27 protein-coding genes are annotated in these 26,099 nt (G+C 69.9%); 11 read left to right on the top strand and 16 right to left on the bottom strand.

Annotation, left to right across the window (positions count from 1 at the left end; genetic code table 11):
- Nucleotides 1–61: 61 nt before the first annotated feature.
- Together ACZ6TI_RS41630 and ACZ6TI_RS41625 are read left to right on the top strand one after the other, a co-directional pair.
- Complete coding sequence (locus tag ACZ6TI_RS41630; RefSeq protein ID WP_465350799.1) at nucleotides 62–766, top strand: maleylpyruvate isomerase family mycothiol-dependent enzyme; 705 nt, start codon at nucleotides 62–64, stop codon at nucleotides 764–766.
- Between the two features lie 2 nt (nucleotides 767–768).
- Nucleotides 769–1,425, top strand: a complete 657-nt coding sequence (locus ACZ6TI_RS41625) for an MBL fold metallo-hydrolase (RefSeq protein WP_465350798.1) — start codon at nucleotides 769–771, stop codon at nucleotides 1,423–1,425.
- A 122-nt stretch (nucleotides 1,426–1,547) separates the two neighbouring features.
- Here the strand turns inward: ACZ6TI_RS41625 and ACZ6TI_RS41620 are convergent, their stop codons facing one another.
- From ACZ6TI_RS41620 to ACZ6TI_RS41600, 5 genes are all read right to left on the bottom strand, one after another.
- Nucleotides 1,548–1,721 (bottom strand): type II toxin-antitoxin system Phd/YefM family antitoxin, encoded by a 174-nt coding sequence (locus ACZ6TI_RS41620; protein ID WP_465350797.1) that lies wholly within the window; start codon nucleotides 1,719–1,721, stop codon nucleotides 1,548–1,550.
- A gap of 187 nt (nucleotides 1,722–1,908) precedes the next feature.
- Entirely contained in the window at nucleotides 1,909–2,427 is a 519-nt protein-coding gene (locus ACZ6TI_RS41615) for a hypothetical protein (RefSeq protein ID WP_465350796.1), read from the bottom strand.
- Between the two features lie 10 nt (nucleotides 2,428–2,437).
- Entirely contained in the window at nucleotides 2,438–3,178 is a 741-nt protein-coding gene (locus ACZ6TI_RS41610; RefSeq protein ID WP_465350795.1) for an aspartate/glutamate racemase family protein, read from the bottom strand.
- Nucleotides 3,168–4,688 (bottom strand): NCS1 family nucleobase:cation symporter-1, encoded by a 1,521-nt coding sequence (locus ACZ6TI_RS41605; RefSeq protein WP_465350794.1) that lies wholly within the window; start codon nucleotides 4,686–4,688, stop codon nucleotides 3,168–3,170. Before ACZ6TI_RS41605 ends, ACZ6TI_RS41610 begins: the two co-directional genes overlap by 11 nt.
- Before the next feature lie 53 nt (nucleotides 4,689–4,741).
- On the bottom strand, nucleotides 4,742–5,452 hold the full coding sequence (locus ACZ6TI_RS41600; protein WP_465350793.1) for a GntR family transcriptional regulator: 711 nt from the start codon (nucleotides 5,450–5,452) through the stop codon (nucleotides 4,742–4,744).
- A 56-nt stretch (nucleotides 5,453–5,508) separates the two neighbouring features.
- On the opposite strand from ACZ6TI_RS41600, the gene ACZ6TI_RS41595 reads away from it, so the two are divergent.
- The 4 genes from ACZ6TI_RS41595 to ACZ6TI_RS41580 are packed head-to-tail and all read left to right on the top strand — an operon-like array spanning nucleotide 5,509 to nucleotide 8,158.
- A complete protein-coding gene (locus tag ACZ6TI_RS41595) occupies nucleotides 5,509–5,634 on the top strand; it encodes a hypothetical protein (RefSeq protein ID WP_465350792.1) in 126 nt (41 codons plus the stop codon).
- A 13-nt stretch (nucleotides 5,635–5,647) separates the two neighbouring features.
- Nucleotides 5,648–6,667: a taurine ABC transporter substrate-binding protein gene (locus ACZ6TI_RS41590; protein WP_465350791.1), complete on the top strand. Its 1,020-nt coding sequence runs from the start codon at nucleotides 5,648–5,650 to the stop codon at nucleotides 6,665–6,667.
- Complete coding sequence (locus ACZ6TI_RS41585) at nucleotides 6,654–7,424, top strand: ABC transporter ATP-binding protein (RefSeq protein WP_465350790.1); 771 nt, start codon at nucleotides 6,654–6,656, stop codon at nucleotides 7,422–7,424. The genes ACZ6TI_RS41590 and ACZ6TI_RS41585 overlap by 14 nt, the downstream gene beginning before the upstream one ends.
- Nucleotides 7,421–8,158 carry a TauD/TfdA dioxygenase family protein gene (locus tag ACZ6TI_RS41580; protein WP_465350789.1) on the top strand — a complete coding sequence of 246 codons (738 nt, stop codon included), beginning with the start codon at nucleotides 7,421–7,423 and terminating at the stop codon, nucleotides 8,156–8,158. Before ACZ6TI_RS41585 ends, ACZ6TI_RS41580 begins: the two co-directional genes overlap by 4 nt.
- Here the strand turns inward: ACZ6TI_RS41580 and ACZ6TI_RS41575 are convergent.
- Nucleotides 8,151–9,419 (bottom strand): sulfite oxidase, encoded by a 1,269-nt coding sequence (locus ACZ6TI_RS41575; protein WP_465350788.1) that lies wholly within the window; start codon nucleotides 9,417–9,419, stop codon nucleotides 8,151–8,153. The genes ACZ6TI_RS41580 and ACZ6TI_RS41575 overlap by 8 nt on opposite strands.
- A 44-nt stretch (nucleotides 9,420–9,463) precedes the next feature.
- Here ACZ6TI_RS41575 and ACZ6TI_RS41570 point away from each other — a divergent pair, with 44 nt between their 5' ends.
- On the top strand, nucleotides 9,464–10,630 hold the full coding sequence (locus tag ACZ6TI_RS41570; RefSeq protein ID WP_465350787.1) for an LLM class flavin-dependent oxidoreductase: 1,167 nt from the start codon (nucleotides 9,464–9,466) through the stop codon (nucleotides 10,628–10,630).
- A gap of 25 nt (nucleotides 10,631–10,655) precedes the next feature.
- The gene (locus tag ACZ6TI_RS41565) at nucleotides 10,656–11,288 is read left to right on the top strand and encodes an ATP-dependent Clp protease proteolytic subunit (RefSeq protein WP_465350786.1); all 633 of its coding nucleotides are present in this window, start codon (nucleotides 10,656–10,658) and stop codon (nucleotides 11,286–11,288) included.
- 30 nt (nucleotides 11,289–11,318) lie between these two features.
- Here the strand turns inward: ACZ6TI_RS41565 and ACZ6TI_RS41560 are convergent, their stop codons facing one another.
- Together ACZ6TI_RS41560 and ACZ6TI_RS41555 are read right to left on the bottom strand one after the other, a co-directional pair.
- A complete protein-coding gene (locus ACZ6TI_RS41560; protein WP_465350785.1) occupies nucleotides 11,319–11,744 on the bottom strand; it encodes an uL11 family ribosomal protein in 426 nt (141 codons plus the stop codon).
- Nucleotides 11,745–11,973: 229 nt separating this feature from the next.
- Nucleotides 11,974–12,747, bottom strand: coding sequence for a lytic transglycosylase domain-containing protein (locus ACZ6TI_RS41555; protein ID WP_465350784.1), 774 nt, complete (start codon nucleotides 12,745–12,747; stop codon nucleotides 11,974–11,976).
- Between the two features lie 129 nt (nucleotides 12,748–12,876).
- Here ACZ6TI_RS41555 and typA point away from each other — a divergent pair, with 129 nt between their 5' ends.
- On the top strand, nucleotides 12,877–14,742 hold the full coding sequence (gene typA, locus ACZ6TI_RS41550; protein ID WP_465350783.1) for a translational GTPase TypA: 1,866 nt from the start codon (nucleotides 12,877–12,879) through the stop codon (nucleotides 14,740–14,742).
- A gap of 6 nt (nucleotides 14,743–14,748) precedes the next feature.
- On the opposite strand, the gene ACZ6TI_RS41545 is transcribed toward typA, so the two are convergent.
- Both ACZ6TI_RS41545 and ACZ6TI_RS41540 read right to left on the bottom strand, forming a co-directional pair.
- A complete protein-coding gene (locus ACZ6TI_RS41545; RefSeq protein WP_465350782.1) occupies nucleotides 14,749–15,636 on the bottom strand; it encodes an aldo/keto reductase in 888 nt (295 codons plus the stop codon).
- Nucleotides 15,637–15,704: 68 nt separating this feature from the next.
- A complete protein-coding gene (locus ACZ6TI_RS41540; RefSeq protein WP_465350781.1) occupies nucleotides 15,705–16,709 on the bottom strand; it encodes a TerC family protein in 1,005 nt (334 codons plus the stop codon).
- 368 nt (nucleotides 16,710–17,077) lie between these two features.
- Here ACZ6TI_RS41540 and ACZ6TI_RS41535 point away from each other — a divergent pair, with 368 nt between their 5' ends.
- Nucleotides 17,078–17,410 (top strand): antibiotic biosynthesis monooxygenase family protein, encoded by a 333-nt coding sequence (locus ACZ6TI_RS41535; protein WP_465350780.1) that lies wholly within the window; start codon nucleotides 17,078–17,080, stop codon nucleotides 17,408–17,410.
- A gap of 31 nt (nucleotides 17,411–17,441) precedes the next feature.
- Here ACZ6TI_RS41535 and ACZ6TI_RS41530 read toward each other — a convergent pair whose 3' ends face one another.
- From ACZ6TI_RS41530 to rpsA, 6 genes are all read right to left on the bottom strand, one after another.
- On the bottom strand, nucleotides 17,442–18,326 hold the full coding sequence (locus ACZ6TI_RS41530; RefSeq protein WP_465350779.1) for a hypothetical protein: 885 nt from the start codon (nucleotides 18,324–18,326) through the stop codon (nucleotides 17,442–17,444).
- Entirely contained in the window at nucleotides 18,319–18,825 is a 507-nt protein-coding gene (locus ACZ6TI_RS41525) for a SigE family RNA polymerase sigma factor (RefSeq protein WP_465350778.1), read from the bottom strand. Before ACZ6TI_RS41525 ends, ACZ6TI_RS41530 begins: the two co-directional genes overlap by 8 nt.
- Nucleotides 18,826–18,893: 68 nt before the next feature.
- Nucleotides 18,894–19,481, bottom strand: coding sequence for a GNAT family N-acetyltransferase (locus tag ACZ6TI_RS41520; RefSeq protein ID WP_465350777.1), 588 nt, complete (start codon nucleotides 19,479–19,481; stop codon nucleotides 18,894–18,896).
- A 25-nt stretch (nucleotides 19,482–19,506) separates the two neighbouring features.
- Nucleotides 19,507–21,627 (bottom strand): excinuclease ABC subunit UvrB, encoded by a 2,121-nt coding sequence (gene uvrB / locus ACZ6TI_RS41515; protein ID WP_465350776.1) that lies wholly within the window; start codon nucleotides 21,625–21,627, stop codon nucleotides 19,507–19,509.
- Between the two features lie 445 nt (nucleotides 21,628–22,072).
- Nucleotides 22,073–23,257 (bottom strand): dephospho-CoA kinase, encoded by a 1,185-nt coding sequence (gene coaE, locus ACZ6TI_RS41510; protein WP_465350775.1) that lies wholly within the window; start codon nucleotides 23,255–23,257, stop codon nucleotides 22,073–22,075.
- Nucleotides 23,258–23,347: 90 nt separating this feature from the next.
- Nucleotides 23,348–24,862: a 30S ribosomal protein S1 gene (gene rpsA / locus ACZ6TI_RS41505; protein WP_465350774.1), complete on the bottom strand. Its 1,515-nt coding sequence runs from the start codon at nucleotides 24,860–24,862 to the stop codon at nucleotides 23,348–23,350.
- A gap of 310 nt (nucleotides 24,863–25,172) precedes the next feature.
- Here rpsA and ACZ6TI_RS41500 point away from each other — a divergent pair, with 310 nt between their 5' ends.
- Nucleotides 25,173–25,967: a class I SAM-dependent methyltransferase gene (locus tag ACZ6TI_RS41500; protein ID WP_465350773.1), complete on the top strand. Its 795-nt coding sequence runs from the start codon at nucleotides 25,173–25,175 to the stop codon at nucleotides 25,965–25,967.
- Nucleotides 25,968–26,099 lie beyond the last annotated feature (132 nt).

The raw sequence follows: 26,099 nt of genomic DNA, 5'->3' as shown, positions 1-26,099 counted from the left end.
ACGTTCGCCGTCACCAGGGGGAAAGCGAATTCCGCCGAGGCCCTTCCACTAGGCTTTTCGGGTGACCATCGACCCGCTCGTGTTGATGACAGACGTCGAAGCCGCCACCGAGCGCCTGCTGCGCGCCGCGGAGGGCCTCGACCCGTTGGCGGTCGGCAAACCGTCGGCGCTGCCCGGCTGGACCGTCGGGCACGTCCTCACCCACGTGGCCCGCAACGCGGACGCCTACACCAACCTGCTGACCTGGGCGCGGACCGGCGTGGAGACGCCCGCGTACGCGTCCCCGGCGGCCCGTGCCGAGGGCATCGAGGCGGGCGCCGCCCGGCCGCTGCGGGAACAGGTCGTCGACCTGCGCGGCGCGCACGAGCGGCTGGCGGACGCCGCCGCGGCGATGCCGGCCGAGGCCTGGACCTTCTTTCTGCCGTCCACCGGGCAGTCGGCGGCGGCGGTGCCGTGGGCCCGGCTGCGCGAGGTGGAGGTGCACCACGTCGATCTGGGCGCCGGCTACACCCCGGCGGACTGGTCGGACGCGTTCGCGCTGCGGCTGCTCCGCGAGTGCGTGAGCGGCTTCGACCCGCAGGATCTCAGCGTGGTGCTGCGGCCGTACGGAATCGATCATCCGATGCCGATCGGCGACGACCCGGACGCGCCCGTGGTGAGCGGGCCCACCCGCTCGATCGCGGCCTGGCTGGCCGGCCGCGGCGACGGCGCCGACCTGACCGTGGAGCCGGCCGGCGACCTTCCCGAAGTGCCGAGGTGGAAGTAGAGATGAGCGAATACACCGGTGACGTGACGCCCGGCGGCCCGCCCGCCGTGCGCGAACTGCCCGGCCTGACCATCACCAAGGTGTCGGTCGGCCCGATGGACAACAACGCCTACCTGCTGCGCTGCACGAGCGACGGCAGCCAGGTGCTGATCGACGCGGCGAACGACGCCGGGCGCCTCCTCGAGGTGATCGGCTCCGCGGGCCTGACCGCGGTGGTCACTACCCACCGCCACCAGGACCACACCCGCGCGCTGGCGGAGGTGGTCCGGGCGACCGGCGCGGAGTCGATTGCGCACACCGACGACGCGGCCGAGATTCCGGTGGTGACCCGCGAGGTGACCGGCGGCGACACGATCGCAGTGGGTGACTGCACGCTCGAGGTGATCCACATCGTCGGCCACACGCCGGGTTCGATCACTCTGGCCTACCGCGACCCTGCCGGCACCGCCCACCTGTGGACCGGCGACAGCCTCTTCCCGGGCGGGGTGGGCAACACGCGCGGCGACAAGACCAACTTCGCCTCGCTGATCGGCGACGTGGAGACGAAGCTGTTCGGCGCCTTCGGCGACGACACGTGGTTCTACCCGGGCCACGGCAAGGACTCGACCCTGGGCGCCGAGCGCCCCTCCCTGCCGGAGTGGCGCTCGCGAGGCTGGTGACGCGCCCGCTCAGCCGGGTTCGAACGGGCAGCGAAGGCCACCGCTCAGCCGGCCAGGTCGATGTCCCGAGGCAGCTCGTCGGACCGCTTGATGTCGAGGTTGCCGTCGATGGCCGGACCGGATTACAGGTCGATCATGAAATCGACCGTCTCTCCACATAACCGGCGGTACTCCGCGATGTCGATCAGCACCGCAACGTCTTCGCCATGCCTCGTAACGGTCTGCGGCTCGCCGGCCTCGGCAGCACTCAGCAGCTCGGCGAAGCGCAGCTGCGCATCCTGCACCGGCCACCGCATGTGACCCACCTCCCGTCTGGTCAGACTAGCCAGAAGGCCGTCACGCGCACGGAAGCGGCCAGATGATCTTGTCCACCGCGGTCGCCTGGTCCGCCGCCGCGACCTCGATGCCGTTGCGGGCCTGGATCGAGTGGACGTCGAGGAGGTAGTCGGTCGACCCGCCGCCGTAGGGGCGCCGGGCAAGAGCTCAGCTGCGGAGCTTTTCCAGCATTTCCGGATAGCCGTGCTGGTAGGCCATGTAGGCGCAGGGATCGTCGATGGGCTCCTGCGCGAACCACCGGACCCCGCTGAGGTCGATGCCGACCGCGATGTCCATGGTGCTGTCCTTGCCGTAGGGCACCAGCATCCGGCAGACGCCGGTCCGCTCGATGTCGATCTTCGTCGTGCTGCGGTAGGCGATCCTGGTGTCCTCGGCCTCCTCGCCGGTCACCGCCGCGAGGCCCAGGGATGCGGCCACGAGGTTCGCGGGTTCGTTGCGGTAGTGCACCGCGACCTCGGTGAGCGTGTCCTCCCAGCCGGACTTCTTGCCGAAGAAGCACTCGTTGGTCTCGTCCAGTTTGACTTCCACCGCGTATTCCTCGCGGTCCTCGAAGGTGAGGAAGGCGCACGGCCGGGACTCGGCGGGGTCGAAGGCGTCCGGGCCGCCGCACCCGCCGAGCAGCAGGGCGGCCATCACGATCAGGGCGACCATCCGGCGACGCGACATGGCCCGGAGTTTACAACCGTCGATCCACCGCGAAGGGAGCCAGCAGTCCTGTGTAGACCTTCGGCGGGGGTGGGGCGTACTCGCCTCGGGGCGAAGTGTGGGCGCTCAGGCGGACCAGGGATTCGGCGAGCAGCACGCCGGCCGCGACGCCGTCGATGACCGGGGCGCCCAGCTCGGCCGAGACCGCCGCGCACAGGTCCGCCAGGCCGGCGCAGCCCAGCACGATCACGTCGGATCCGTCGCGTTTCAGCGCGGTGCGGGCCAGCGACACCACGCGCTTCAGCACGGTCGGGTCGGTCTCCAGCGCCAGCACCGGGATGTCGCACGCGTGCACGCCGCGGCAGGCGCCCGCGGCAACGTACCGGTGTGCCAGGTCCCACGCCCGGCCCTTCGTACGGTCCAGGGTGGTCACCACCGAGAAGCCGCGGCCGACCATCGTGGCCGCGTGCATCGCCGCCTCGGCGATGCCGACCACCGGGCCGGTCGCGAGCTCGCGGGCCGCATCCAGGCCGGGGTCGCCGAAGCAGGCCAGCACGTACCCGTCGGCGCCGTCCCGCTCCCCCGCGGCGATCGCGGCCAGCAGGCCGGGCACCGCCAGAGCCTCGTCGTAGTGGCTCTCGATCGACGCCGGGCCCATCGGCGAGGTGATCCCCTCGACCACGGTGCCCGGGCCGGCGACGGCCCGGGCACTGCGTTCGATCAGCGCCGTCATCGACGCCGTGGTGTTCGGGTTGACGACCCTAAGCAACACGCGACATTTCCTTGACCCGGAACGTCGAGGCCAGGCTCAGGTAGACCACGAAGCCGAGGCCGCAGCCGATGAACCAGGAGTACTGAGCGATGGTGTGCATGCCGGGGCCGCCGGTCCACAGCACCGGGATCATCGCGATCACGGCGCCGACCGCGGTGGCGATGACCGCCGCCGGGTTGTAGCCCTTCTTGTAGTGATAGCGGCCCTCCGGGGACATCGTGAACATGTCGTCGATGTCCACCTGCTGCTTGCGGATCAGGTAGTAGTCGGCGATCAGCACCCCGAACAGCGGGCCGATGAAGGCGCCCAGCGTCTCCAGCGTGTAGTGGATGACATCGGGATTGTTGTAGAGGTTCCACGGGGTGATCAGCACCGAGCCGACCGCGGCGATCATGCCGCCGGCCCGCCAGGAGATGCGCTGCGGGCTGACGTTGGAGAAGTCGAAGGCCGGGCTGATGAAGTTGGCCACGATGTTGATGCCGATGGTGGCGATGGTGAAGGTCAGCGCGCCGAGCACGATGGCGAAGGTGCTGTCGATCCGGGACACCGTGGCGACCGGGTCGGTGATCAGCTCGCCGAAGACCGGGATGGTCAGCGACGCGGTCACCACCACCAGGAGGGAGAAGACCAGGAAGTTCACCGGCAGGCCGAGCAGGTTGCCGCGCTTGACCGCGGCGTACGACCTGCCGTAGCGGGAGAAGTCGCCGAAGTTCAGCATCGGGCCGGAGAAGTAGGACACCACCAGGGCGATCGCGCCGAGCATGATCGGCAGCGCGGACCAGCCCTCGTATCTGACGTCGCCGAGGGTCAGGTTGATCGAGCCCCAGCCGGCCTTCCAGATCAGGTAGCCGCAGAGCAGGAACATGACCACGTAGACGGCCGGGCCGCAGAAGTCGATGAACCTGCGGATCGTCTCCATGCCGGTCCAGAACACCGCCGCCTGCAGCACCCAGAGCAGCGCGTAGGTGCACCAGCCGAGCAGCGGCAGCCCGAGGAAGCCGTACTGGTTGACGTCCGCGTAGGGCATCAGGCTCGGGAACAGCTTGAGCACGACCACGTCCAGCGCGGCGGACGCGAGGTAGGTCTGGATGCCGTACCAGGCCACCGCGATCAGGCCGCGGATGATGGCCGGCAGGTTGGCGCCGAGCACCCCGAACGACGAGCGGTTGATCACCGGATAGGGCACGCCGGTGATCTGGCTGGGCTTGGCCACCAGGTTGCAGAAGAAGTAGACGATCATGATGCCGACGACCAGCGACACCAGCACCTGCCAGCTCGACAGGCCCAGGGCGAAGAGGCTGCCCGCGGTCACGTATCCGCCGACGCTGTGCACGTCGGACATCCAGAAGGCGAAGATGTTGTAGGAGCCCCAGGACTGCTTCCTCAGCGGGGCGAGGTCCTCGTTGGTGAGCCGGGGGTCGTACTCCGGCTTGATGAGTCCGCCGCCGACCGGGTGGCCGGCGGCCTCGACGATGTCCGCATGCCCCTGAGGGCTCATGGTGTCGGCCATGGCCACACGCTAGGAACGCGCTGTTACCGGCCGATGAGCGGAACGGTATATCTTCACGATTCCGCGAACAGCCCGGTGTCCTGCGGCAACGTCCCGATGAACGACTGCAGCCGCTGGTGGTGCGCGGCGAAGACGGCCAGCAGCCGGTCGGTGTCGCGGTCGATGAACGCGGCGAGCATGGCCGCGTGGTCTCCGTGCAGTGACTCCCGCCCGGCGCTGTCGAGGTGGGACATCGGCTGCAGCGGCTCCGTCATGTTCCACGCGGCGTCGAGCATGTGCAGCAGCCGGCGCATGTTGCAGGGCCGGATCAGCGCCAGGTGGAAGCGGCGGCTCTCCCGGTGGTGTGCCCGCGCGTCACCGGCCACCACCGCGTCGTCGAGGGCCTGGTGCGCGGCGCGGGCCAGCGCGTCGTCGCCGGGGCCGGCCCGGGCCACCGACGCCCGCAGCGCCGCCGTCTCCAGCGCCTCGCGGACCAGGTAGAACTCGCTGAACTCGGGCGCGGTCATCATCGCCACGCGGTAGCCGCCGTTCGGCCGGTGGTCGACCAGGCCCTCGCCGATCAGGGTCATCAGCGCCTCGCGCACGGGGATCCGGCTGACCCCGAACGCGGCCGCCACCTGATCCACCGGGATCGGTGACCCGGGTGGCACCTCGCCGTCCAGGATCAGCGTGCGCAGCTCATCGAGGATCACGCTCTGCGGGCTGCCGACCGGCTTGTCCGCGAGCCGCGAGATCAGGATCGACCGGCGTCGCGGACCAGGCATGGGCAGACCATATTCCGCCGGGGTTATCGGCAGGTTTCGCCGGCCGCCGGCGCCGGGTGCTGCTGCGCCTGGTCGCGCTGGTCGTGCTCTATCTGCTGTGGGAGCTGGCCGCCCGGGTGACCCGCAACCCCCTGCTGCGGACCGCCGAAAACCGGCTGATCCCGTGGCGCGGCCGTGCCTAGAAAGAGAGTCCCCGTGCGGAAGGTCCTCGCGGTCCTCACCGTGTTCGCCCTGGCGGCGTGCGGTAACGGCGCCGCGTCCGGCGGCACCGACGCCGGCAAGAAAAGCATCCGGATCGCGTACCAGGCGTTCCCCAGCGGCGACCTGGTGGTCAAGAACCAGGGGCTGCTGGAGAAGGCGCTGCCCGACTACTCGATCACCTGGACCAAGTTCGACTCCGGCGCGAGCATCAACACCGCCTTCGTCGCGGGCAGCATCGACATCGCGGCGATCGGCTCGAGCCCGGTGGCCCGCGGGCTGTCCGCGCCGCTGAACATCCCCTATCAGGTGGCGTTCGTGCTGGACGTGGCCGGCGACAACGAGGCCCTGGTGGCGCGCGACGGCAGCAACGTGACCGAGGTGGCCGGGCTGCGCGGCAAGAAGGTCGGCGTGGCGTTCGCCTCGACCGCGCACTACAGCCTGCTCGCCGCGCTGGACCGGGCCGGCGTGCCGGAGAAGGAGGTCAGCATCGTCGACCTCGAGCCGCAGGACATCCTGGCGGCGTGGACCCGGGGCGACCTGGATGCCGCGTACTCCTGGCTGCCGTCGCTCGACGAGCTGAAGAAGACCGGCAAGGTGCTGGTCAGCAGCCGCGAACTGGCCACCGCCGGCAAGCCGACGCTGGACCTGGGCGTGGTGTCCACCTCCTTCATCCAGGCGCATCCGGAGGCGGTCGACGCGTGGCGCAAGGCCGAAGCGCAGGCGCTGAACCTGATCGCCTCCGACCCGGCGGCCGCGGCGAAGTCGGTCGGCGCCGAGCTCAACCTCTCCCCCGCCGACGCGCAGGCGCAGCTCAGCCAGGGCGTCTTCCTCAAGCCGGCGGACCTGGCGAGCCCGGAGTGGCTGGGCACCGAGGCGGCGCCGGGCAAGCTGGCCGACAACCTGGTCAGCGCCGCGCAGTACCTCAAGGACCAGCAGAAGATCGACGCCGTCCCGGATCTGGCCACGGTCCAGCAGGCGGTCTATCGCAAGGGGTTGCCGGATGTCCTCGGCTGACGCCATCGAGATCCGCGAGCTGAGCCATGCCTACGGCGACGTCCAGGCGGTCGGGCCGGTCGATCTGACCGTGCCCCAGGGTGAGTTCCTGGTGCTGGTCGGCGCGTCCGGCTGCGGCAAGAGCACGCTGCTGCGGCTGATCGCCGGCTTCGAGCAGCCGACCACGGGCACGGTCCGCACCGGCGGCCAGGCCCCGGTGCCCGGCCGCGGCGCCGGTCTGGTGTTCCAGCAGCCGCGGCTGTTCCCGTGGAAGACCGTGGGTGGCAACGTCGAGCTGGCACTGCGATACCGCAAGCGCGCCGACAAGGGCCGCGTCGAGGAGCTTCTCGCCGACGTCGGGCTGCACGACGTGGCGCACCGCCGCACCTGGCAGATCTCCGGCGGCCAGCAGCAACGGGTGGCGATCGCCCGCGCGCTCGCCGTGGAGAACCCGCTGCTGCTGCTCGACGAGCCGTTCGCCGCGCTGGACGCGCTGACCCGCGAACGCCTGCAGGAGGACCTGCGCCGGGTCACCGCGACCACCGGCCGCACCTGCGTGTTCGTGACGCACAGCGTGGACGAGGCGGTGTTCCTGGGCCGCCGGGTGGTGGTGCTCAGCGCCCGGCCCGGCCGGGTCGTGCTCGATCTGCCCATCGACCTGCCGCGCACCGGGGTCACCCCGGACGAGCTGCGTGGCCGGCCGGACTACGCCGCCCTGCGGTCCGAGATCGGCCACGCCGTCCGGGCCGCCGCCAACATGGAAGGGAGTTCCGTATGACCGAGCTCGAACCCCTGGGCCCGCACTTCGGCGCCATCGTGCACGACCTCGACCTGCTCACCGCGAGCGATGACGACATCGCCGGGTTGCGCGCCGCCCTGGTCGACGTCGACGCGGCCCACCCCGAGGTGTACGCGCTGGACAGCACCGACAACGGCTTCGCCGACGTGTGGCACACCGACGTCACGTTCATGAAGCGCCCGCCGCTCGGCTCGATCCTGCGCGCCGTCACGCTGCCGCCGTCCGGTGGCGACACCAACTGGGCCGACTCGCAGCTCGCGTACGACTCGCTGGCCACCCCGGTGCAGCAGCTCGCCGACCAGCTGACCGCCGTGCACGACGGCACCCGCGAGTTCGGCTACTACCTGGCCCAGCGCCGCGGCGGCAAGGACAACGTCTGGGACGGCGAGACGGTCACCAGGCTGGACCCGGTCGAGCATCCGGTGATCCGCGTGCACCCGGAGACCGGCCGCAAGGGCATCTTCGTCAACCCGGGCTTCACCTCGCACATCACCGGGGTCTCCGAGTTCGAGAGCCGGGCGATCCTCGACCTGCTCTACGCGCACCTGACCAAGCCCGAGCACATCGTGCGGCACCGCTGGCGGGCCGGCAACGTGGCGCTCTGGGACAACCGCAGCACCAGCCACTACGCGAACCGCGACTACGGCACCCACCGCCGGGTCATGCACCGCATCACGCTGCGCGGCGACATCCCGCGCGGGCCGCTCAGCTGACCGTCACCGGGTGCCGGACCACGGCGTCGAAGAGGTAGCCGAGAGTGTTGTGCCGGGCGACGGCGGGCTGTGTGTTGCCGCGCACGTCCGTCGCCCGGACCAGCAGTTCGACCGGCCCCGGCGTGCGCGGTTTCCACTCCAGCTCCCACCGCTGCCAGGCGGTGCCCGGGCCGACCGGCCGCGCCCGCCGCCAGGTCGAGCCGCCGTCGGTGCTCACCTCGACCTTGCGGATCGGGCCGTGCGCCGACCAGGACCGCCCGGTGAGGCGGTGCCGCCGGCCGGCCGGGAGGATCGCGCCCTCGTCCAGCTCGAACGCGCTCTTCACCACCTGCTCGTCGAACGGCTGCCCGTCCACCGGGTAGCCCTCCCCGAAGAGGCGGTAAAACTGGGTGTTCCACGGCGAGAAGAGCGGCTGATCGGACACCTCGATGCGGCCCACCCACTTGATCGACGCGATGCCGATCCAGCCGGGCACCACGACGCGCACCGGGTGGCCGTGGTCGGGTGGCAGCGGTTCGCCGTTCATCTCGTACGCCAGCAGAACGTCGTCGAGCGCCTTGCGGACCGGCAGCGGCCGCCGCACCGGGCCCAGGTCCACGCCGCCGGAGACGAAGTCGGGGTCCAGACCGACCGGCTGCACGTCCACCGCCCGCCGGGACAGCCCGGCCCGGCGCAGCACGTGGGACAGCCGCACGCCGCGCCACCGGGCCACTCCGATCCCGCCTAGGTGCCACGCGGTGCCGGAGACGGTCTGCCCCTGCCGGCTCGTGTAGTAGCTGCGCCCGTTGCCCGCGCACTCCACCGCGGTGGTGATCGTCTCGCTGGGCAGGCGCTTGAGGTCCGCGTAGGAGAAGGTCACCGGGCCACCGCGCAGCCCCGGCCCCATCACCTCCAGCCGCCACGTGTCCGCGTCGAGCACCGGCGTGCTGGTGTGGTTGCGCACGAAGAACCGGTCGACCGGCACCAGATGTCCCTGGTCGGCCATCGCCGACCAGCGCATCTCGGCGTTGGTCCCGAGCACGGTGAACAGCTCGGGTGGCAGCGGCTTCACAATCGGCCCGGCCGCTGCGGCGAAGGCAGGCCCGGCCGCTGCGGCGAAGGCAGGCCCGGCCGCTGCGGCGGAGGCAGGCCCGGCCGCGCCGCCGAAGGCTCCGACGGCGGCGGTCAGCTTGAGCAGGTCGCGTCGGGAGAAGCCGCCGGCCGCACCGCGCAGCCACTGCCGGAGCCGGAGTCGATCGTGGGTCACCTCGTCATGCGGCATGCCTCACTCTATCTAGCCGATAGGAGTTATAGGTAGGTTGAGGTATGGACTTCCATTGGTTCCTTCCGACCAACGGCGACAGCCGGGAGATCGTCGGCGGCGGCCACGGCGTCCCGACCGGCGCGGCCGGCGGCGTGCGCCCGCTGACCATTGGCTATCTCGGCCAGATCGCCCGCAGCGCCGAGCAACTCGGCTTCACTGCGGCGCTCACACCGACCGGCGCGTGGTGCGAGGACGCCTGGCTCAGCACCGCGATGCTGACCGAGGTCACCGAGCGCCTCAAGTTCCTGGTCGCGTTCCGGCCCGGCCTGATCTCGCCGACCCTGGCCGCCCAGATGGCATCGACCTTCCAGCGGCTGTCCGGCAACCGGCTGCTGCTCAACGTGGTCACCGGCGGCGAGTCCAGCGAGCAGCGCGGCTACGGCGACTTCCTCGACAAGGACGCCCGTTACGCCCGCGCCGACGAGTTCCTCGGCATCATCCGCGCGCTCTGGCGCGGCGAGACCGTGACCCATGAGGGCGAGCACCTGCGGGTGCAGAAGGCGAAGCTCAGCCGGGTGCCCGACCCGGCGCCGGAGATCTACTTCGGTGGCTCGTCGACGGCCGCCGGCCCGGTCGCGGTGAAACACAGCGACGTCTATCTGACCTGGGGCGAGCCGCCCGCCCAGGTGGCCGAGAAGCTGGCCTGGATCCGCGGGCTCGGCGGCGGCCACCTGCGCTTCGGCATCCGGCTGCACGTGATCACGCGGGACACCTCGGACGCCGCGTGGGCCGAGGCGCGGCGGCTGTTGCGCGGCATCCCGCAGGAAGCGATCGAGGCCGTCCAGCAGGGCCTGCGGCAGAGCGAGTCGGTCGGGCAGCGGCGCATGCTCGACCTGCACGGCGGCTCGGCCGACGATCTCGAGGTGTCGCCGAACCTGTGGGCCGGCGTCGGCCTGGTCCGCGGCGGCGCCGGCACCGCGCTGGTGGGCAGCCACCAGGAGGTCGCCGACCGCCTCCTCGAATACGCCGACCTGGGCATCAGCGAGTTCATCCTGTCCGGCTACCCGCATCTCGAAGAGGCCTACTGGTTCGGCGAGGGCGTGCTGCCCGAGCTGGCCCGGCGCGGCCGGTGGCGGCACCCGGACGGCCCGGCCGCCGAGGTCACCGTCCCGTTCGCCGGGGTGCCGCAGCGACCTTCGTCCGCCCTCAGCGGAAGCGCTCCGAGTTAGACCCGGACCTACCTAGACTCGGCGGATGGATGTGCGCTGGCAGCCCCGCCCCGAGCCGACCCCCGAGCCCTGGCAGCCCGGCGGATGGCCGCCGGGCGGCGGCGGTGCGTCGATGCCCGGCTGGCTCGAGGAGCGTCTCTTCGACCAGCGCATCGTGATGATCCGCGGCGCGCTGACCCAGCAGGACGCCACCGGCGTCGCGGCCGCGCTGCTCACTCTCGACGCGGCCGGCCCGGCGCCGGTCCAGCTGCACGTGGCGAGCGGCGACGGTCAGCTGTCCGCGGCGCACGCGGTGCTCGACGTGATGGACGCGATGGTCGCGCCGGTGCACGCGGTGGTGACCTCGGAGGCGGGCGGCGCGGTGCTCGCGGTGCTGGCCGCGGCCGGCCGCCGGTCCGCGTTCAAGCACGCGCGCTTCCGGCTCGCCGAGCCGCGGGCGGCCGGGGTGACCGGCACCGCCGACGAGGTGACCGCGGCCGCCGGCCAGCACCTGCGCGAGCTCGAGGAGATGGTGTTGCGGCTGGTCCAGGTCACCGGGCAGAGCCGGAGCCGGATCGAGGACGACCTGGCCGCCGGCCGTTACCTGTCCGCCCAGGAGGCGATGGAATACGGCCTGGTCGACGAGATCGTCGGAGACAACAAACGCGGGCCCTCCTGACAGGAGAACCCGCGTCCGGCAGATCAGGCCTTAGTCGGCGACCTTCACACCCATCGACCGCGCGGTGCCGGCCACGACCTTGATCGCGGCGTCGACATCGTTGGCGTTGAGGTCGGGCAGCTTGCGCTCGGCGATGCCGCGCACCTGCTCCTGGCTCAGCGTGCCGACGGTCTGGGTCAGCGGGTTCGACGCACCCGACTGGATGCCCAGCGCCTTGCGGATCAGGAAGCTGGTCGGCGGCGTCTTGTAGACCAGCGCGTGCGACCGGTCCTCGAAGACGGACACCACGACCGGGATGATCTCGCCACGGTTCTTGGAGGTGGCCTCGTCATACTCCAGCTTGACCGCACGCATGTTGGCGCCGGTCGGGCCGAGCATCTTGCCGAGGTCGACCATCGCGGCGTTACCCGCCTCAAGCGCGAGGGTCACCTCATGGGTCTTCTTCTTGGGCGGCATTGCTTTCAGGGCTCCTTCGTGTGTGCTGCACGGGCCGAAAGTGGGAGCCTCGCCAGCATCTGAACGCACAACAACCCCGAGACCTTACAGCGACGCCCAGATCTCGAACAAATCCAGAACAGGGTCAAAACGGCGGAGTCTCGGGTTCCAACGAACAAGTGTAGCCGGTGCGCTTCGACGCCCGCCCGCGAGGTCCTCGGCGCCGGCCGGGGCTGGTGGCGGTTTCGGGTCAGTAGCGGTCGCAGTAGCAGGACTTCATCAACGAGCGGACCGAGTCCACGTAGTCCGCGTTGGAGAACTCCTTGCTCGCGTACGCCGCGTCCACCCCACCGCGACCCACGTGGTAGCCGGAGATGACCATGTTGAGCAGGCACATGCTGCCGTGGTTCTTGCACTTCTTCGGGCTCAGGTCGTATCTGCCCTTGAAGTAGTCGTCGCCGAACGCCTTGGTGAGCCAGGCCAGGTAGTTGGCGCCGACGGTGGCGTTCTGCTTGTAGTCCTTGGCGTTGTAGTCGAGCCCGAACCGCTGGTTCATCTGGGCGACCGTGTCCGGCATCACCTGCATCAGGCCCCGGCCGCCGTCGCAGTTCACGATGTTCGACTGCCAGCCGCTCTCCTGCCAGGCGATCGACCGGATCAGGTCGGCGGAGATCTTGATCTGCGGCGCCTCGGTCTTCCAATAGGTCCTGGTGGCGGCCGCGTCGAGCGCCTTGCCGGCGGTCTTGCGGGAGACCATCTTGCCCTCGCGGACCGCGCAGTCGGGCAGCGTGAAGTTGTTCGGATCCTCGAGCGGGGTGGCCTTGGGCGCCTTCGGCTTCTCCGTCGGCGCCTCGGACGGCTCGGTGACCTCGGGCTCCGGCTCGACCGTCTCGATCACCGTGATCGGCTCGGGGCTGGACTCGGCCGCCACCGGCGCCGGGTCGTCCTGCTGCCGGACCAGGCCGCAGCCGGCGGACATCAGCAGGAGCGCCGCTGCCGCCGCCCGGCCGATCGTGATCCTCACGAGAAGGACGCTAACAGCGCTGTCGATGTTCGCGCTGCCCGGCATAACGGACAAAAGTGATTCCAGGGAGTGATGGACGCGATCCACCCCGGGGCGGCAACTGAAACACCTGCCAGGGACAATGGAAGCATGCAGACCCGCACGGACCTCCGCAATGTCGCCATCATCGCGCACGTCGACCATGGCAAGACCACCCTGGTCGACGCCATGCTCCGGCAGGGCAGCCAGTTCCACGCGCGCGCAGAGATGGGCGACCGCGTGATGGACTCGATGGATCTCGAGCGGGAGAAGGGCATCACCATCCTCGCCAAGAACACGGCGATCAGCTATGCCCCGGCCGACGGCGAGCCCGTCGTCATCAACATCATCGACACCCCCGGCCACGCCGACTTCGGCGGCGAGGTGGAGCGCGGCCTGACCATGGTCGACGGCGTGGTGCTGCTGGTCGACGCGTCCGAGGGCCCGTTGCCGCAGACCCGCTTCGTGCTCCGCAAGGCCCTCAAGGCCCGGATGCCGATCATCCTGGTGATCAACAAGGTGGACCGGCCGGACGCCCGGATCAAGGAGGTCGTGGACGACACCTACGAGCTCTTCCTCGACCTCGACGCGGACGCCGACCAGATCGACTTCCCGATCATCTATGCGTGCGCCCGCGACGGCATCGCCTCGCTGACCCAGCCCGCCGACGGCTCGATCCCGAAGGACAGCGACAACCTCGAGCCGCTCTTCCAGACGCTGCTCGAGACCATCCCGGCCCCGAAGTTCACCGAGGGCGCGCCGCTGCAGGCGCACGTCACCAACCTCGACGCGTCGCCCTTCCTCGGCCGGCTCGCGCTGTGCCGGGTGCACGAGGGCACGATCCGCAAGGGCCAGACGGTGGCCTGGTGCCGCACCGACGGCACGGTGGAAAAGGTGCGCATCTCCGAGCTCATGATGACCGAGGGCCTCGAGCGCAAGCCGGCCGAGCAGGCCGGCCCGGGCGACATCATGGCCGTCGCCGGCATCCCCGAGATCATGATCGGCGAGACCCTGGCCGACGCGGAGAACCCGATCCCGCTGCCGCTGATCACGGTCGACGAGCCGGCCATCTCGATGACCCTGGGCACCAACACGTCGCCGATGGTCGGCAAGGTCAAGGGCGGCAAGGTCACCGCGCGCATGGTCAAGGACCGGCTCGACAAGGAGCTGGTCGGCAACGTGTCGCTGCGGGTGCTGCCCACCGAGCGGCCGGACGCGTGGGAGGTGCAGGGCCGCGGCGAGCTGGCGCTGGCCATCCTGGTCGAGCAGATGCGCCGGGAGGGTTACGAGCTGACCGTCGGCAAGCCGCAGGTGGTCACCCGCGTCGTCGACGGCAAGATCCACGAGCCGGTCGAGCGGCTGACCATCGACGCCCCCGACGAATACATGGGTGCCATCACCACGCTGCTGGCCACCCGCAAGGGCCGCATGGAGCAGCTGGTCAACCACGGCACCGGCTGGATCCGGATGGAGTGGCTGGTGCCCGCCCGCGCGCTGATCGGCTTCCGCACCGAGTTCCTCACCGAGACCCGTGGCACCGGCATCCTGCACCACCTCTTCGAGGACTACGAGCCGTGGTTCGGCGAGCTGCGCACCCGCAGCAACGGCTCGCTGGTGGCCGACCGGGCCGGCGTGGTGACCGCGTTCGCGATGACCAACCTGCAGGAGCGCGGCCAGCTCTTCGTCGACCCCACCACCGAGGTCTACGAGGGCATGATCGTCGGTGAGAACTCCCGGGCCGACGACATGGACGTGAACATCACCAAGGAGAAGAAGCTCACCAACATGCGGCAGTCGACGTCCGACGAGACGGAAAAGCTGATCCCGCCGCGCAAGCTGAGCCTGGAGCAGGCCCTCGAGTTCTGCCGCGAGGACGAGTGCGTCGAGGTCACGCCGGGCGCCGTGCGCATCCGCAAGGTCGTGCTGGACCAGCAGACCCGCGGCCGATCCGCAGCCCGCGCGAAGCACCAGAAGTAACCGGGGTTAGTCCTCCGGGATCACGCGGTCGAAGAGGGCCGGGCGCGGCACGTCCGGGTCCGGCCCATTCCGCACCCCGGTGTCGAGGGCGTCGATGCTCGACAGCTGCGCCGCGGTGAGCTCGAAGTCGAAGATGTCGAAGTTCTCCGCGATCCGGCCCGGGTTGGTCGACTTGGGGATCGCCGAGCGTCCGTGCTGCAGTTGCCAGCGCAGCATCACCTGTGCCGGGCTCTTGCCGTGCTCGTCCGCGATCGCGCCGATCACCGGGTCTTCCAGCACGTTCCTGCGGTCCTCGTCCCAGCCCGGATAGAACGTGATGCCGCCGATGGGCGACCACGCCTGGGTGAGGATCCCGTGCTCGGCGTCCGCCTTCTGCACGTCCGGCTGGGCGAAGTAGGGGTGGAGCTCGATCTGGTTCACGGCCGGCACCACCTCGGTGCGCTCGAGTAGTTCGGTGAGATGGTGGCGCATGAAGTTGCTGACGCCGATCGCCCGCACCTTGCCGTCGGCCAGCAGCTTCTCCAGCCCCTGGTAGGCGCCGATCGTGCGGTCGAACCGATCCGGGGCCGGCTGGTGCAGGATGAGCAGGTCCACCTGGTCGACGCCGAGCTTGCGGGTGGCCTTGTCGAAGGCGTGCAGCGCCTCGGCGTACCCATAGTCACTGACCCAGATCTTGGTCTCCAGGAACACCTCGCCCCGGTCGACGCCGGAACGGCGGAGGCCCTCACCCACCTGCCGCTCGTTGCCGTAGGCGGCGGCCGTGTCGATGTGCGGGTAGCCGGTGGTCAACGCCGCCTCCACCGCGGCCGCGGTCTCCTCCGGCGGGCTCTGGAAGACGCCGAGCCCGAGCGCGGGCATCCGGACGCCGTTGTTGAGAACGAGATCAGGAGTCATGCCCCCGACGCTAGTCAGCCCGCGGGCGAGGTGAGAGGTACCAGCGTTACTCCCTTGGCACCGGCATCTCAGACGCCGGTGCCGACCAGTTCTTTCTTCCGGTCCCGGGAGGATTTCATCAGGCTGGCGACCGTGGCGATGCCGAGCGTGCCGATGATGACCAGCAGGGACAGCCAGATCGGGATCTCCGGCGCCCAGTGGAAGCCGTGGCCGTCGTTGATGAAGCTCAGCGTGTTGGTGTGCAGCGCCTCGAGGACCAGCTTCACCCCGATGAAGGCGAGCACCACGGCCAGCCCGATGTTCAGATAGACGAGGCGCTCCAGCAGGCCGCCGAGCAGGAAGTAGAGCTGCCGCAGGCCCATCAGCGCGAAGACGTTCGCGGTGAAGACCAGGTAGGGCTCCTTGGTGATGCCGAAGATCGCCGGGATCGAGTCGAGCGCGAAGATCAGGTCGGTGGTGCCGATCGCGATCATCACGATCAGCATCGGGGTGAACAGCCGCCGGCCGGTGATCAGCGCGGTGGTGGTCAGCTTGCCGTCGCCGAACGACGACGAGATCGGCAGCGCCCGCTTGGACCAGCGGATGAGGATGTTCTCCTTGAAGTCGTCCGCGTCGTTCTCACCCTGCTTGAGCAGCGTGATCGCGGTGTAGACCAGGAACGCGCCGAAGATGTAGAAGACCCAGGAGAACTGGGAGATCAGGGCCGCGCCGGCCGCGATGAACGCGCCGCGCATGACCAGCGCCAGCACGATGCCGATGAGCAGCACCTTCTGCTGGTATTTCCGTGGCACCTGGAAGCGGGCCATGATGATCACGAAGACGAAGAGGTTGTCCACCGACAGGCTGTATTCGGTGAGCCAGCCGGTGTAGAACTCGGCCGCGTGGGTGCCGCTCGAGAAGATCCAGATGCCGACGCCGAACACCAGGGCGAGCGCGACGTAGAACCCGACCCAGCCGCCCGCCTCGCGCATGCTCGGCTCGTGTGGCCGTCGGCCGACGATCAGCAGATCGACGGCCAGCATCACGATGAGAGCGGCAAGGGTGGCGACCCATACCCAGGCGGAGATGTTCACAATCGGGGACCTCTCGGCAGACACGGGACGCGCCGAGCCTTGGGGGCGCCCGGCGTCGTGCGGCTGTCGAAGGTCTCTTCCGCCGTGCCCGAACGCCTCGGTCACGACCGCCGGCCCCGGGTCTGCCCGAGTGGGCAGCGACCGTGTTGACGAGACCGGCGCGAGAGGAATACTCCCCTTGCAACCTTGCCATTGTGGCGCATCGGCGTTCGTTATTGCACGTCCCCCGCCAAGAAGTGCGCCACATCTCCCGTGACTTCGCCACTTCTCCCAGCTCAGGCCCCATCAGCCCGCTCTGTGGCGCGGCCCCTCCCCGGCTCTCCGTCCTAGGAGGCTAGCTCACTGGCTGGTATGGCAAGCTGCCGATCATGGTTCTCGAAGTCGCACTCATCGACGTACTCCCGGGCCAGGAGGACATGTTCGAGGCGTCCTACCGCCTGGGCCACCCGATCCTGGCCGACACCCCCGGCTGCCGTTCGATCCGGATGACCCGCGGCATCGAATCGCCGCAGCGTTTCGTGCTGCTGGTCGAGTGGGACAGCGTCGAGGCGCACACCGAGAACTTCCGCAACACCGAGCGCTTCGTCCAGTGGCGCGGTCTCATCGGCGGCCACTTCGCCAAGCCGCCGGTGGTCGAGCATTTCCTCGACGTCGCGCCGGGCGAGCGGCCCGGACCCGATCTGCCCGCGCCCGGTCGCTGACCCTCGGTCCGGCCTTCGCTCCGGCCGGCCCTCACTCCGGCCGGATCTCCTTGGCCGTCAGCTTGACCCTGCTCGCCGGCACGCCCCACGGCTGCGCCAGCGCCGCCTTGATCTCGTCCAGTCCGGCCCGGTCCACGCCACCGCCCACGTAGGTCACGGTCGTGCCGTAGTGAACCTTGCCGTTATCGGCCGGGGAACTGCGGCTGTCGCCACCCACGATGCCGGGCAGTCCGATCACCGGGCCCGCCGGCTGATCCTCCCGGCCCGGCTCGGCCTCCACGTCCAGCTCCGCCCGGAACCACATCCCGCGAATCACCTCGACCCGCGCGTCCTGCACCCCGGGCACGTCGTCGAGCCGCACCGCGGCCGTCTCGAGCGAGGACACCGTCAGCGAATCGGCGGTCAGGATGGCCGGCCCGCCCAGGTCGCAGGCCGGGAACGCCGAGCTGAGATCCGCCACGTCGTTGAGCAGCGGCTGCTGGCCGGGCTCGATGCCGTTGCCCTCCATGAAGGCGAAGTAGGCGTCACTGGCCCGCACCTCGGTCACGGTCTGGCCGGGCTCCGGGTTCCAGGCCAGCACCGCGATGTCGGTGATCAGCGGCATCAGCTCCCGATCCTCCGCGACGGCGTCCAGATCGACGAGCCGCGCCACCTTGTCCGCGACCGCGTGCGGGACCGGGGCGGGCGGCTGTGGCACCGGCGCCTGCCACGGCCGCACCCCGGCCACCACCGCCACCCCGATCGCCACGCAGGCGACCAGCCCGGCCGCCCCGCCCGCCGTCCACGCCCGACGCCGGCCGCGCGCGTGGCGGACCAGCCGCTCGAAGTCCGCCGGCCTGGCCTGCGACGACCCGCCCTCCGCGGCTTCCCGCAGCATCGCGCCCAGCCCCCGCATGTCCTCATCCTGTTCAGGCACGACGCACCCCCATGCTCAGATCGGTCTCGGTGCCGGCCAGCAGGTCCCGCAGCGCCGCCCGCCCCCGCGACAGCCGCGCCTTCACCGTGCCGGCCGGCGCGTTCACCTCGGCGGCCACCTGGTCGACCGACAGGTCGCACAGGTGGAACAGCACGATCGCCCGGCGCTGGTCCTCGGGCAGCCGGGCCAGCGCCGACACCACCAGCGGGTTGTCCACCCCGGGCCCGGGATCGTCCGGCGCCGGACCGGCCCGGCGCCAGGCGGCCAGGGCGGACTTCGCGGATCGCCATCGGCTCACCGCGAGACGCCGGGCCACCGTGCGGATCCAGGCGTCCGGGCTGTCCCCCTCGGCGAACGACCGGCGCCGGCCCCAGCCACGGACGAATGCCTCCTGAACGACGTCCTGCGCCTCGCTGAGGTCGCCGGTCATCAGGTACACCTGGCCCACCAGGCGGCCGAACGCGGCTGCGTAGTAGACCCGGTATTCCTCGTCCGTCACGTCGCCCCCCGATGTGCTCCGCGGCCTCTCCCAGCACACGCAGCCCGAGGGGTGATCGGTTGCCTCGCTCAGGCGCGGAATCTGGCGCGGCGCCCCTCGGCGGTGAAGCCCAGCCGGGCGTAGAGGCGGCTCGCCACGTTGTCGACGTTCACCGTCAGCCAGGCATCGGCGCAGCCGCCGGCGCGCATCCTGGTCAGCGTCTCACGGACCAGCGCCGCGCCGAGGCCGAGCCCGCGTGCCGCCGGCGCCACGCCGACCTGATCGATCCAGGCGTCGAGAGCGACCAAGAAGCCGACGTCGCCCAGCGTCTCGTGCACGGCCAGCACCGACCAGGCCGGCCGGAAGTCGTCCTCCCCGGACACTCCGGAGATCCACTCCTCGGCGGACAGGCCAGGGAAGGCCGGCCGCTCGCGGAACGCCGCCTCGCAGACGTCGAAGAACCGCGGGCCGGACCAGCCCTCCAGCGTGATCCCGGCGGGCCACACCGAAGCCGCCGCCACCAGCCGCCCGCCGGTGTCGCGCTCACCGCGGCCGACAGCGCCCTGGACCGCCCAGCGCGACCGGAGGAAGCCGGTGGACGCCGCGAACGGCAACCCTCCGTCCGCGGCCCGGCAGGCGGCCGCGAGCCCGGCGACCTCGTCGAGGGTGAGGGTCACAGCGGGCAGATTACGCCCGCCACGATCACTTGACCCCGGCCATGTCCATGCCGCGAAGCTCCTTCTTCAGCTCCTGCACCTCGTCGCGGATCCGGGCGGCCAGCTCGAACTGCAGCTCGCGCGCCGCACCCAGCATCTGATCGTTCAGATCCTGGATGAGCTGGGCCAGCTCGGCCCGCGCCATGCCCTCGCGGGCCGGCGTCGCGGCACTGCGCGGCGGCTTGGACCGGGTCTCCGGCACCGGCGCCTTGCCGCGCGACATCTGCCGCCCGCCGCCACCGACCATCGCGCCGCTGACCGCCGCGTCGGTGTCCTCGGCCTCCTTGTAGATGTCATCCAGGATGTCGTGGATCTTCTTGCGCAGCGCGGTCGGCTGGATGCCGTTGGCCTCGTTGTGCGCGATCTGCTTGGCGCGCCGGCGGTCGGTCTCGTCGATCGCGTCGCGCATCGACGGCGTCATCTTGTCGGCATACATATGCACTTCGCCGGAGACGTTTCGCGCGGCGCGGCCGATGGTCTGGATCAGCGACCGGCCACTGCGCAGGAAGCCCTCCTTGTCCGCGTCGAGGATCGCGACCAGCGAAACCTCGGGCAGGTCGAGGCCCTCCCGCAGCAGGTTGATGCCGACCAGCACGTCATAGTCGCCCTTACGCAGCTCCTTGAGCAGCTCCACGCGGCGCAGGGTGTCCACCTCGGAGTGCAGATAACGCACCCGGATGCCGTTTTCCAGCAGGTAGTCCGTCAGGTCCTCGGACATCTTCTTGGTCAGCGTCGTCACGAGCACCCGCTCGTTGCGCTCGGTGCGCACGCGGATCTCGTGCATCAGATCGTCGATCTGGCCCTTCGTCGGCTTGACCACCACCTGCGGGTCGACCAGGCCGGTCGGGCGGATCACCTGCTCGACGAACTCGCCGGCCGCCTGCTGCATCTCCCACGGCCCCGGGGTGGCGGACAGGAAGACCATCTGCCCGACCCGCTCGAGGAACTCGTCGAACCGCAGCGGCCGGTTGTCGGCCGCGCTGGGCAGCCGGAAGCCGTGCTCGATCAGGATCCGCTTGCGGGAGGCATCCCCCTCATACATCCCCCCGATCTGCGGAATGCTCACGTGCGACTCGTCGACCACCGTGATGAAGTCGTCGGGGAAGTAGTCGAGCAGCGTGAACGCCGGGTCGCCGGGCTTGCGGCCGTCCATGTGCATCGAGTAGTTCTCGATGCCGTTGCAGAAGCCGACCTGCCGCATCATCTCGATGTCGTAGGTCGTGCGCATGCGCAACCGCTGCGCCTCGAGCAGCTTGCCCTGCCGCTCCAGCTCGGCGAGCCGCTCGGCCAGCTCGGCCTCGATGTCACGGATCGCCCGCTCCATCCGCTCCGGACCCGCCACGTAGTGCGTCGCCGGGAAGATCACCAGCTCGTCGACCTCGCGGACGATCTCGCCGGTCAGCGGGTGCAGATAATAGAGCTTCTCCACCTCGTCGCCGAACAGCTCGAGGCGGACCGCCAGCTCCTCATAGGCCGGGATGATCTCCAGCGTGTCGCCGCGGACCCGGAACGTGCCCCGCTGGAAGGCCATGTCGTTGCGCGAGTATTGGATGTCGACCAGGCGCCGCAGCAGCTTGTCGCGGTCGACCTCCTGCCCGACCTTCACCGAGACGGCCCGATCGATGTATTCCTGCGGCGTGCCCAGGCCATAGATCGCGCTGACCGTGGCCACCACGATCACGTCGCGCCGGGTGAGCAGCGACATCGTCGCCGAGTGCCGCAGCCGCTCGACCTCCTCGTTGACCGACGAGTCCTTCTCGATGTAGGTGTCGGTCTGCGCGATATAGGCCTCGGGCTGGTAATAGTCGTAGTAACTGACGAAGTATTCGACCGCGTTGTTGGGAAGCAGCTCGCGGAACTCCTTGGCCAGCTGCGCGCAGAGCGTCTTGTTGGGCGCCATCACCAGCGCCGGTCGCTGCAGCTTTTCGATCAGCCAGGCCGTCGTCGCGCTCTTGCCCGTGCCGGTGGCGCCGAGCAGCACCGTGTGGCGGTCACCTTTGCGCACGCGACGCTCCAGCTCCGCGATGGCCGCGGGCTGGTCACCGGCCGGCTGGAATTCGCTGACGACCTCGAAGCGGCCGTCCAGTCGTGGGATCTCGAGCGCCATGACAACCACCGTACGTCGGGGGTATGACAAGTTCCGGCGAGCGTTGCATCGTCCCCGGCGATCTCATGTGCAAGGGGTGCACATTCGCCGCGTTGTCCGGGCTTTACACCGGGTCCTAACCTGTTCAGGTAGGCCGCTCGCGGCGGCCGACCGGCGGGTTACCGGACCACCCATGGTCCCTCCCGCAGGCATCGTGAGAGCAGCCCCGGCTCTGGTCGGCGAGCGCTTCGCGATGGTCGAGCGCCTTGCGCCGACCGGCCGCCGCGAGGGCCCCTTCTTTGCCCAAGACCTTCAATCAAGATCATTTGATTACGCGCACCTGATCAGTCCCGCCCCCTCGGCGGCCTGCGTGCGTGGCCGCTCCCCGACCCCCACCGCCGGGCTGTCCCGCCAGTCCAGCGCGCCCTGCGCGGCTGGATCAGACCCGGCCGCATCAGGCCCGCGGCTAAGCAGCTGGGGACCAGCCGGTCGACTCGGCCCAGTCGTCGGCGGCGCGGGCTTCGGCGTCGAACCACGGTTCCGTGGCCTCGGCGTAAGACCCCAGATCGGGGTGTTCCGTCCGCCACCGCAGCTTGGCCTCGGCATAGGCATTGCGGGCCGGCTCGTCGGCTCGCAGGTGGTCGCGCATCAGCAGGGCGAAGCGCCAGCCCGGCGAACCGATCACCCGGACGTGCAGGTTCACTTCCCGGCCCGGGTCGGCGCTGCCGTGCAGGCGCTTCGGCCAGGTCTTGCCGGGCGTCCCGCGAGCGTTGTCGAACCACTCCCCCGCACGGCGCGGCAGCCCCGCCTCGGCGAGCTTGCCGGCCAGGGCATCCGCCTGCGCCAAGGTCGACACGCCCAGCATCAGGTCGAGCAGGTCCTTCGCGGCCAGACCCGGCACGGCGGTCGATCCGATGTGACTGACCTGCTTGTCCGGGCCCAGCACGTGCTTGATCCGGGCGATCACCCGGGCCGCCTGGGCCGGCCAGGACGGGTCGTACTCCGCGATCGCGAGGTGGAGATCCGGCGGCGCGGTGCGGGCTTTCCGGACGTTCTCCGCATAGGGCCGGAGGCGACCGTGCCACAGCGCGGTGACCGTGCGGTCGAGATCCTCGAGGCCGTCCTCGTTGGTGATCAGGACGTCGGCGGCGGCCTCGCGCACGTCGTCGGGGGCCTGGGCGGCGATCCGGGCGCGAGCCTGTTCCTCGGTCATCCCGCGGGTCTCGATCAGCCGCCGCACCCGGGTCCCCTGATCCGCCGTCACCACGATGACCAGGTGATAGGTGGCGGCCAGGCCGGTCTCCACGAGCAGCGGGACGTCGTTGACCACGATCGCGTCCGGGGACGCCTCGGCGGTCAGTTGCTGGGCTCGCTCGCGTACCCGAGGGTGAATGATCTTTTCGAGCCGGCGCCGCGCCTCCTCGTCGCCGAAGATGCGCGCGCCGAGCGCCGGACGGTCGAGCTCCCCGTCGGGGCCCCGCACCTCCGGCCCGAACGCGGCCACGACCTCGGCCAACCCGTCCGTCCCCGCGGCGACCACCTCGCGGGCCAGCCGATCGGAATCGACGATCACCGCGCCCAGCGCCGCCAGCCGCGCGGCGACGGCACTCTTGCCCGCCCCGATTCCACCGGTGAGACCCACCTTCAGCACTCGATCAGTATCGCGTGCGGCGGGGAAACGACGGAGGCCCGCCCACGATCGGGATCGTGGACGGGCCTTCGGTGGATCAGGCGGGACGGGTTACTTGCCCCCGGCCAGCTTCTCGCGCAGTGCGGCAAGCGCCTCGTCGGTCGCGAGGGTGCCGGCCGGCTCCTCCGCCGCGCGCGCCGGGGCCGGCGAGCTCGACGAGGAGGAGGACGACGGAGCACCGGTCGACGACGTGGTGCTCGCCGGCGGAGCCGGGTTGAGCGCCGCCTCGGCGTCGGCCTCGCGGGACGTCTGCACCTGCTTGGTGTGGGCCTCCCAGCGCTCGCGGGCCTCGGCGTACTGCCGCTCCCACGTCTCGCGCTGCTTGTCGAAGCCCTCGAGCCACTCGCCCGTCTCCGGGTCGAAGCCCTCCGGGTAGATGTAGTTGCCCTCGTTGTCGTACGTCGCGGCCATGCCGTAGAGGGTGGGGTCGAAGTGCTCCTCGCCCTCGACGAAGCCCTCGTTGGCCTGCTTGAGCGACAGCGAGATCCGGCGACGCTCGAGGTCGATGTCGATGACCTTGACCATCACGTCGGAACCCACCTGCACGACCTGCTCGGGCAGCTCGACGTGCCGCTCGGCCAGCTCGGAGATGTGCACCAGGCCCTCGATGCCGTCGTCCACCCGGACGAACGCGCCGAACGGAACCAGCTTGGTGACCTTGCCCGGCACGATCTGGTTGATCGCGTGGGTCCGGGCGAACTGCCGCCACGGGTCCTCCTGCGTCGCCTTCAGCGACAGCGAGACGCGCTCACGGTCCAGATCGACGTCGAGCACCTCGACCTCGACCTCCTGGCCGACCTCGACGACCTCGGAGGGGTGGTCGATGTGCTTCCAGGAGAGCTCGGAGACGTGCACCAGGCCGTCCACGCCGCCCAGGTCAACGAACGCGCCGAAGTTGACGATCGAGGACACGACGCCCTTGCGGACCTGGCCCTTCTGCAGCTTGTTGAGGAACTCGGTGCGAACCTCGGACTGCGTCTGCTCGAGCCAGGCACGGCGGGACAGAACCACGTTGTTGCGGTTCTTGTCCAGCTCGATGATCTTCGCCTCGAGCTCACGTCCCACGTACGGCTGGAGGTCGCGCACGCGGCGCATCTCGACCAGCGACGCCGGCAGGAAGCCACGGAGCCCGATGTCCAGGATCAGGCCGCCCTTGACCACCTCGATGACAGAGCCGCGCACGACGCCGTCGTCTTCCTTGATCTTCTCGATCGTGCCCCAGGCCCGCTCGTACTGAGCGCGCTTCTTGGACAGGATCAGACGGCCTTCCTTGTCCTCCTTGGTGAGGACGAGGGCTTCGATGTGGTCACCGACCGAAACCACTTCCGCGGGGTCCACGTCATGCTTGATCGACAACTCACGAGAAGGGATTACCCCCTCGGTCTTGTAGCCGATGTCGAGCAGGACCTCGTCCCGATCGACCTTGACGACGGTGCCTTCGACAATGTCGCCGTCATTGAAGTACTTGATGGTCTCGTCGATGGCCGCGAGGAAAGCTTCCTCCGAGCCGAGGTCGTCGACGGTGACCCGGTTGGCGCTCGAGGTGGCCTCGATGCTGCTCGTCATGTGGACTGTTGCTCCGAACGGATGGATTCGTGGTGACTCACGCGTCCCGCGGAACTGCCGGCGGGCACAGCACGAACATCCGGAGTGATCATGACGGTGGAGTCTGATCAGGCGAAGCTGAACGGGCTGAAACCGACGACTTGCGGAGCCTGCTCCCTGCCGAGGCACACGATCCGCGAGCGCATCGACTAGCTTACCGTGCGCATTACCACAGGTTGCAAGCCCTCCCGATGACCCGGGCACATTGTTCGCCAGCTGGCCCTTTTTGTCCGATTTCCGGGCTGATTTCCGCGTCCACTACCGTAGCGCCGTGATCGACCGAGTGACCCGCCGCGCCGTTTCCGACGCTGAGAGCCGAGTGGCCAGCCGCGGCTGGTGGGATTCCGACGCCGATGAATACCAGGCGGAGCACGGCGCCTTCCTGGGCGACACCGACTTCGTCTGGTGCCCGGAGGGCTTGCGCGAGGCGGACGCCGGGCTGCTGGGTGAGGTGCGCGGCCGGCGGGTGCTCGAGCTCGGCTGCGGCGCCGCGTCCAGCTCGCGGTGGCTCAAAAGGCAGCGCGCCGAGGCGGTCGCCATGGATCTCTCCGCGGGCATGTTGCGCCAGGCGCGCTCGGCGTCAGACCGTTCCGGGGTACGCGTCCCGCTCGTGCAGGCCGACGCGCTCGCCCTGCCCTTCGCCGACGCCGCCTTCGACATCGTGTGCACCGCCTTCGGAGCGGTCCCGTTCGTGGCCGACTCGGGCGCCGTGATGCGCGAGGTGGCGCGGGTGCTGCGTCCAGGCGGGCCGTGGGTGTTCTCGATCACGCACCCGATGCGCTGGGTCTTCCTGGACGAGCCGGACGAGCGCGGGCTGCAGGCGGTGAACTCGTACTTCGACCGCCGGCCGTACGTGGAGGAGAACGACGGCGGCACCCCGACCTACGTCGAACAGCACCGCACCCTGGGCGACCGGGTGCGCGAGCTGGTGGCGGCCGGCTTCGTGCTGCGTGACCTGGTGGAGCCGGAGTGGCCGGAGGGACACGAGGGAATCTGGGGCCAGTGGAGCCCACTGCGCGGCCGCCTCTTCCCGGGCACCGCGATCTTCGTGGCCGACCGCGCCTGACCCGCCCGGTGGTGGGGGGGGGGGGGGGGGGGGGGGGGGGGGGAGAAAAAAAAAACAAAAAAAAAAAAAAAAAAAACAAAAAAAAAAAAAAAAAAAAAAAAAAAAAAAAAAAAAAAAAAACAAAAAAAAAAA

Source organism: Actinoplanes sp. NPDC051388 (assembly GCF_055586225.1).
The sequence above is the reverse complement of the archived record's forward strand: the minus strand, read 5'-3'. Positions and strand labels throughout refer to the sequence as shown.

What these genes read in the sequence shown, in the direction of transcription:
- ACZ6TI_RS41585 (WP_465350790.1), top strand. Translation starts at nt 6,654, where the DNA reads ATGTCCTCGGCTGACGCCATCGAGATCCGCGAGCTGAGCCATGCCTAC.
- ACZ6TI_RS41570 (WP_465350787.1), top strand. Translation starts at nt 9,464, where the DNA reads ATGGACTTCCATTGGTTCCTTCCGACCAACGGCGACAGCCGGGAGATC.
- ACZ6TI_RS41625 (WP_465350798.1), top strand. Translation starts at nt 769, where the DNA reads ATGAGCGAATACACCGGTGACGTGACGCCCGGCGGCCCGCCCGCCGTG.
- ACZ6TI_RS41615 (WP_465350796.1), bottom strand. Translation starts at nt 2,427, where the DNA reads ATGTCGCGTCGCCGGATGGTCGCCCTGATCGTGATGGCCGCCCTGCTG.
- ACZ6TI_RS41605 (WP_465350794.1), bottom strand. Translation starts at nt 4,688, where the DNA reads ATGGCCGACACCATGAGCCCTCAGGGGCATGCGGACATCGTCGAGGCC.
- ACZ6TI_RS41560 (WP_465350785.1), bottom strand. Translation starts at nt 11,744, where the DNA reads ATGCCGCCCAAGAAGAAGACCCATGAGGTGACCCTCGCGCTTGAGGCG.
- ACZ6TI_RS41535 (WP_465350780.1), top strand. Translation starts at nt 17,078, where the DNA reads ATGGTTCTCGAAGTCGCACTCATCGACGTACTCCCGGGCCAGGAGGAC.
- ACZ6TI_RS41620 (WP_465350797.1), bottom strand. Translation starts at nt 1,721, where the DNA reads ATGCGGTGGCCGGTGCAGGATGCGCAGCTGCGCTTCGCCGAGCTGCTG.
- uvrB (WP_465350776.1), bottom strand. Translation starts at nt 21,627, where the DNA reads ATGGCGCTCGAGATCCCACGACTGGACGGCCGCTTCGAGGTCGTCAGC.
- rpsA (WP_465350774.1), bottom strand. Translation starts at nt 24,862, where the DNA reads ATGACGAGCAGCATCGAGGCCACCTCGAGCGCCAACCGGGTCACCGTC.
- ACZ6TI_RS41575 (WP_465350788.1), bottom strand. Translation starts at nt 9,419, where the DNA reads ATGCCGCATGACGAGGTGACCCACGATCGACTCCGGCTCCGGCAGTGG.
- ACZ6TI_RS41565 (WP_465350786.1), top strand. Translation starts at nt 10,656, where the DNA reads ATGGATGTGCGCTGGCAGCCCCGCCCCGAGCCGACCCCCGAGCCCTGG.
- ACZ6TI_RS41545 (WP_465350782.1), bottom strand. Translation starts at nt 15,636, where the DNA reads ATGACTCCTGATCTCGTTCTCAACAACGGCGTCCGGATGCCCGCGCTC.
- typA (WP_465350783.1), top strand. Translation starts at nt 12,877, where the DNA reads ATGCAGACCCGCACGGACCTCCGCAATGTCGCCATCATCGCGCACGTC.
- ACZ6TI_RS41600 (WP_465350793.1), bottom strand. Translation starts at nt 5,452, where the DNA reads ATGCCTGGTCCGCGACGCCGGTCGATCCTGATCTCGCGGCTCGCGGAC.
- ACZ6TI_RS41580 (WP_465350789.1), top strand. Translation starts at nt 7,421, where the DNA reads ATGACCGAGCTCGAACCCCTGGGCCCGCACTTCGGCGCCATCGTGCAC.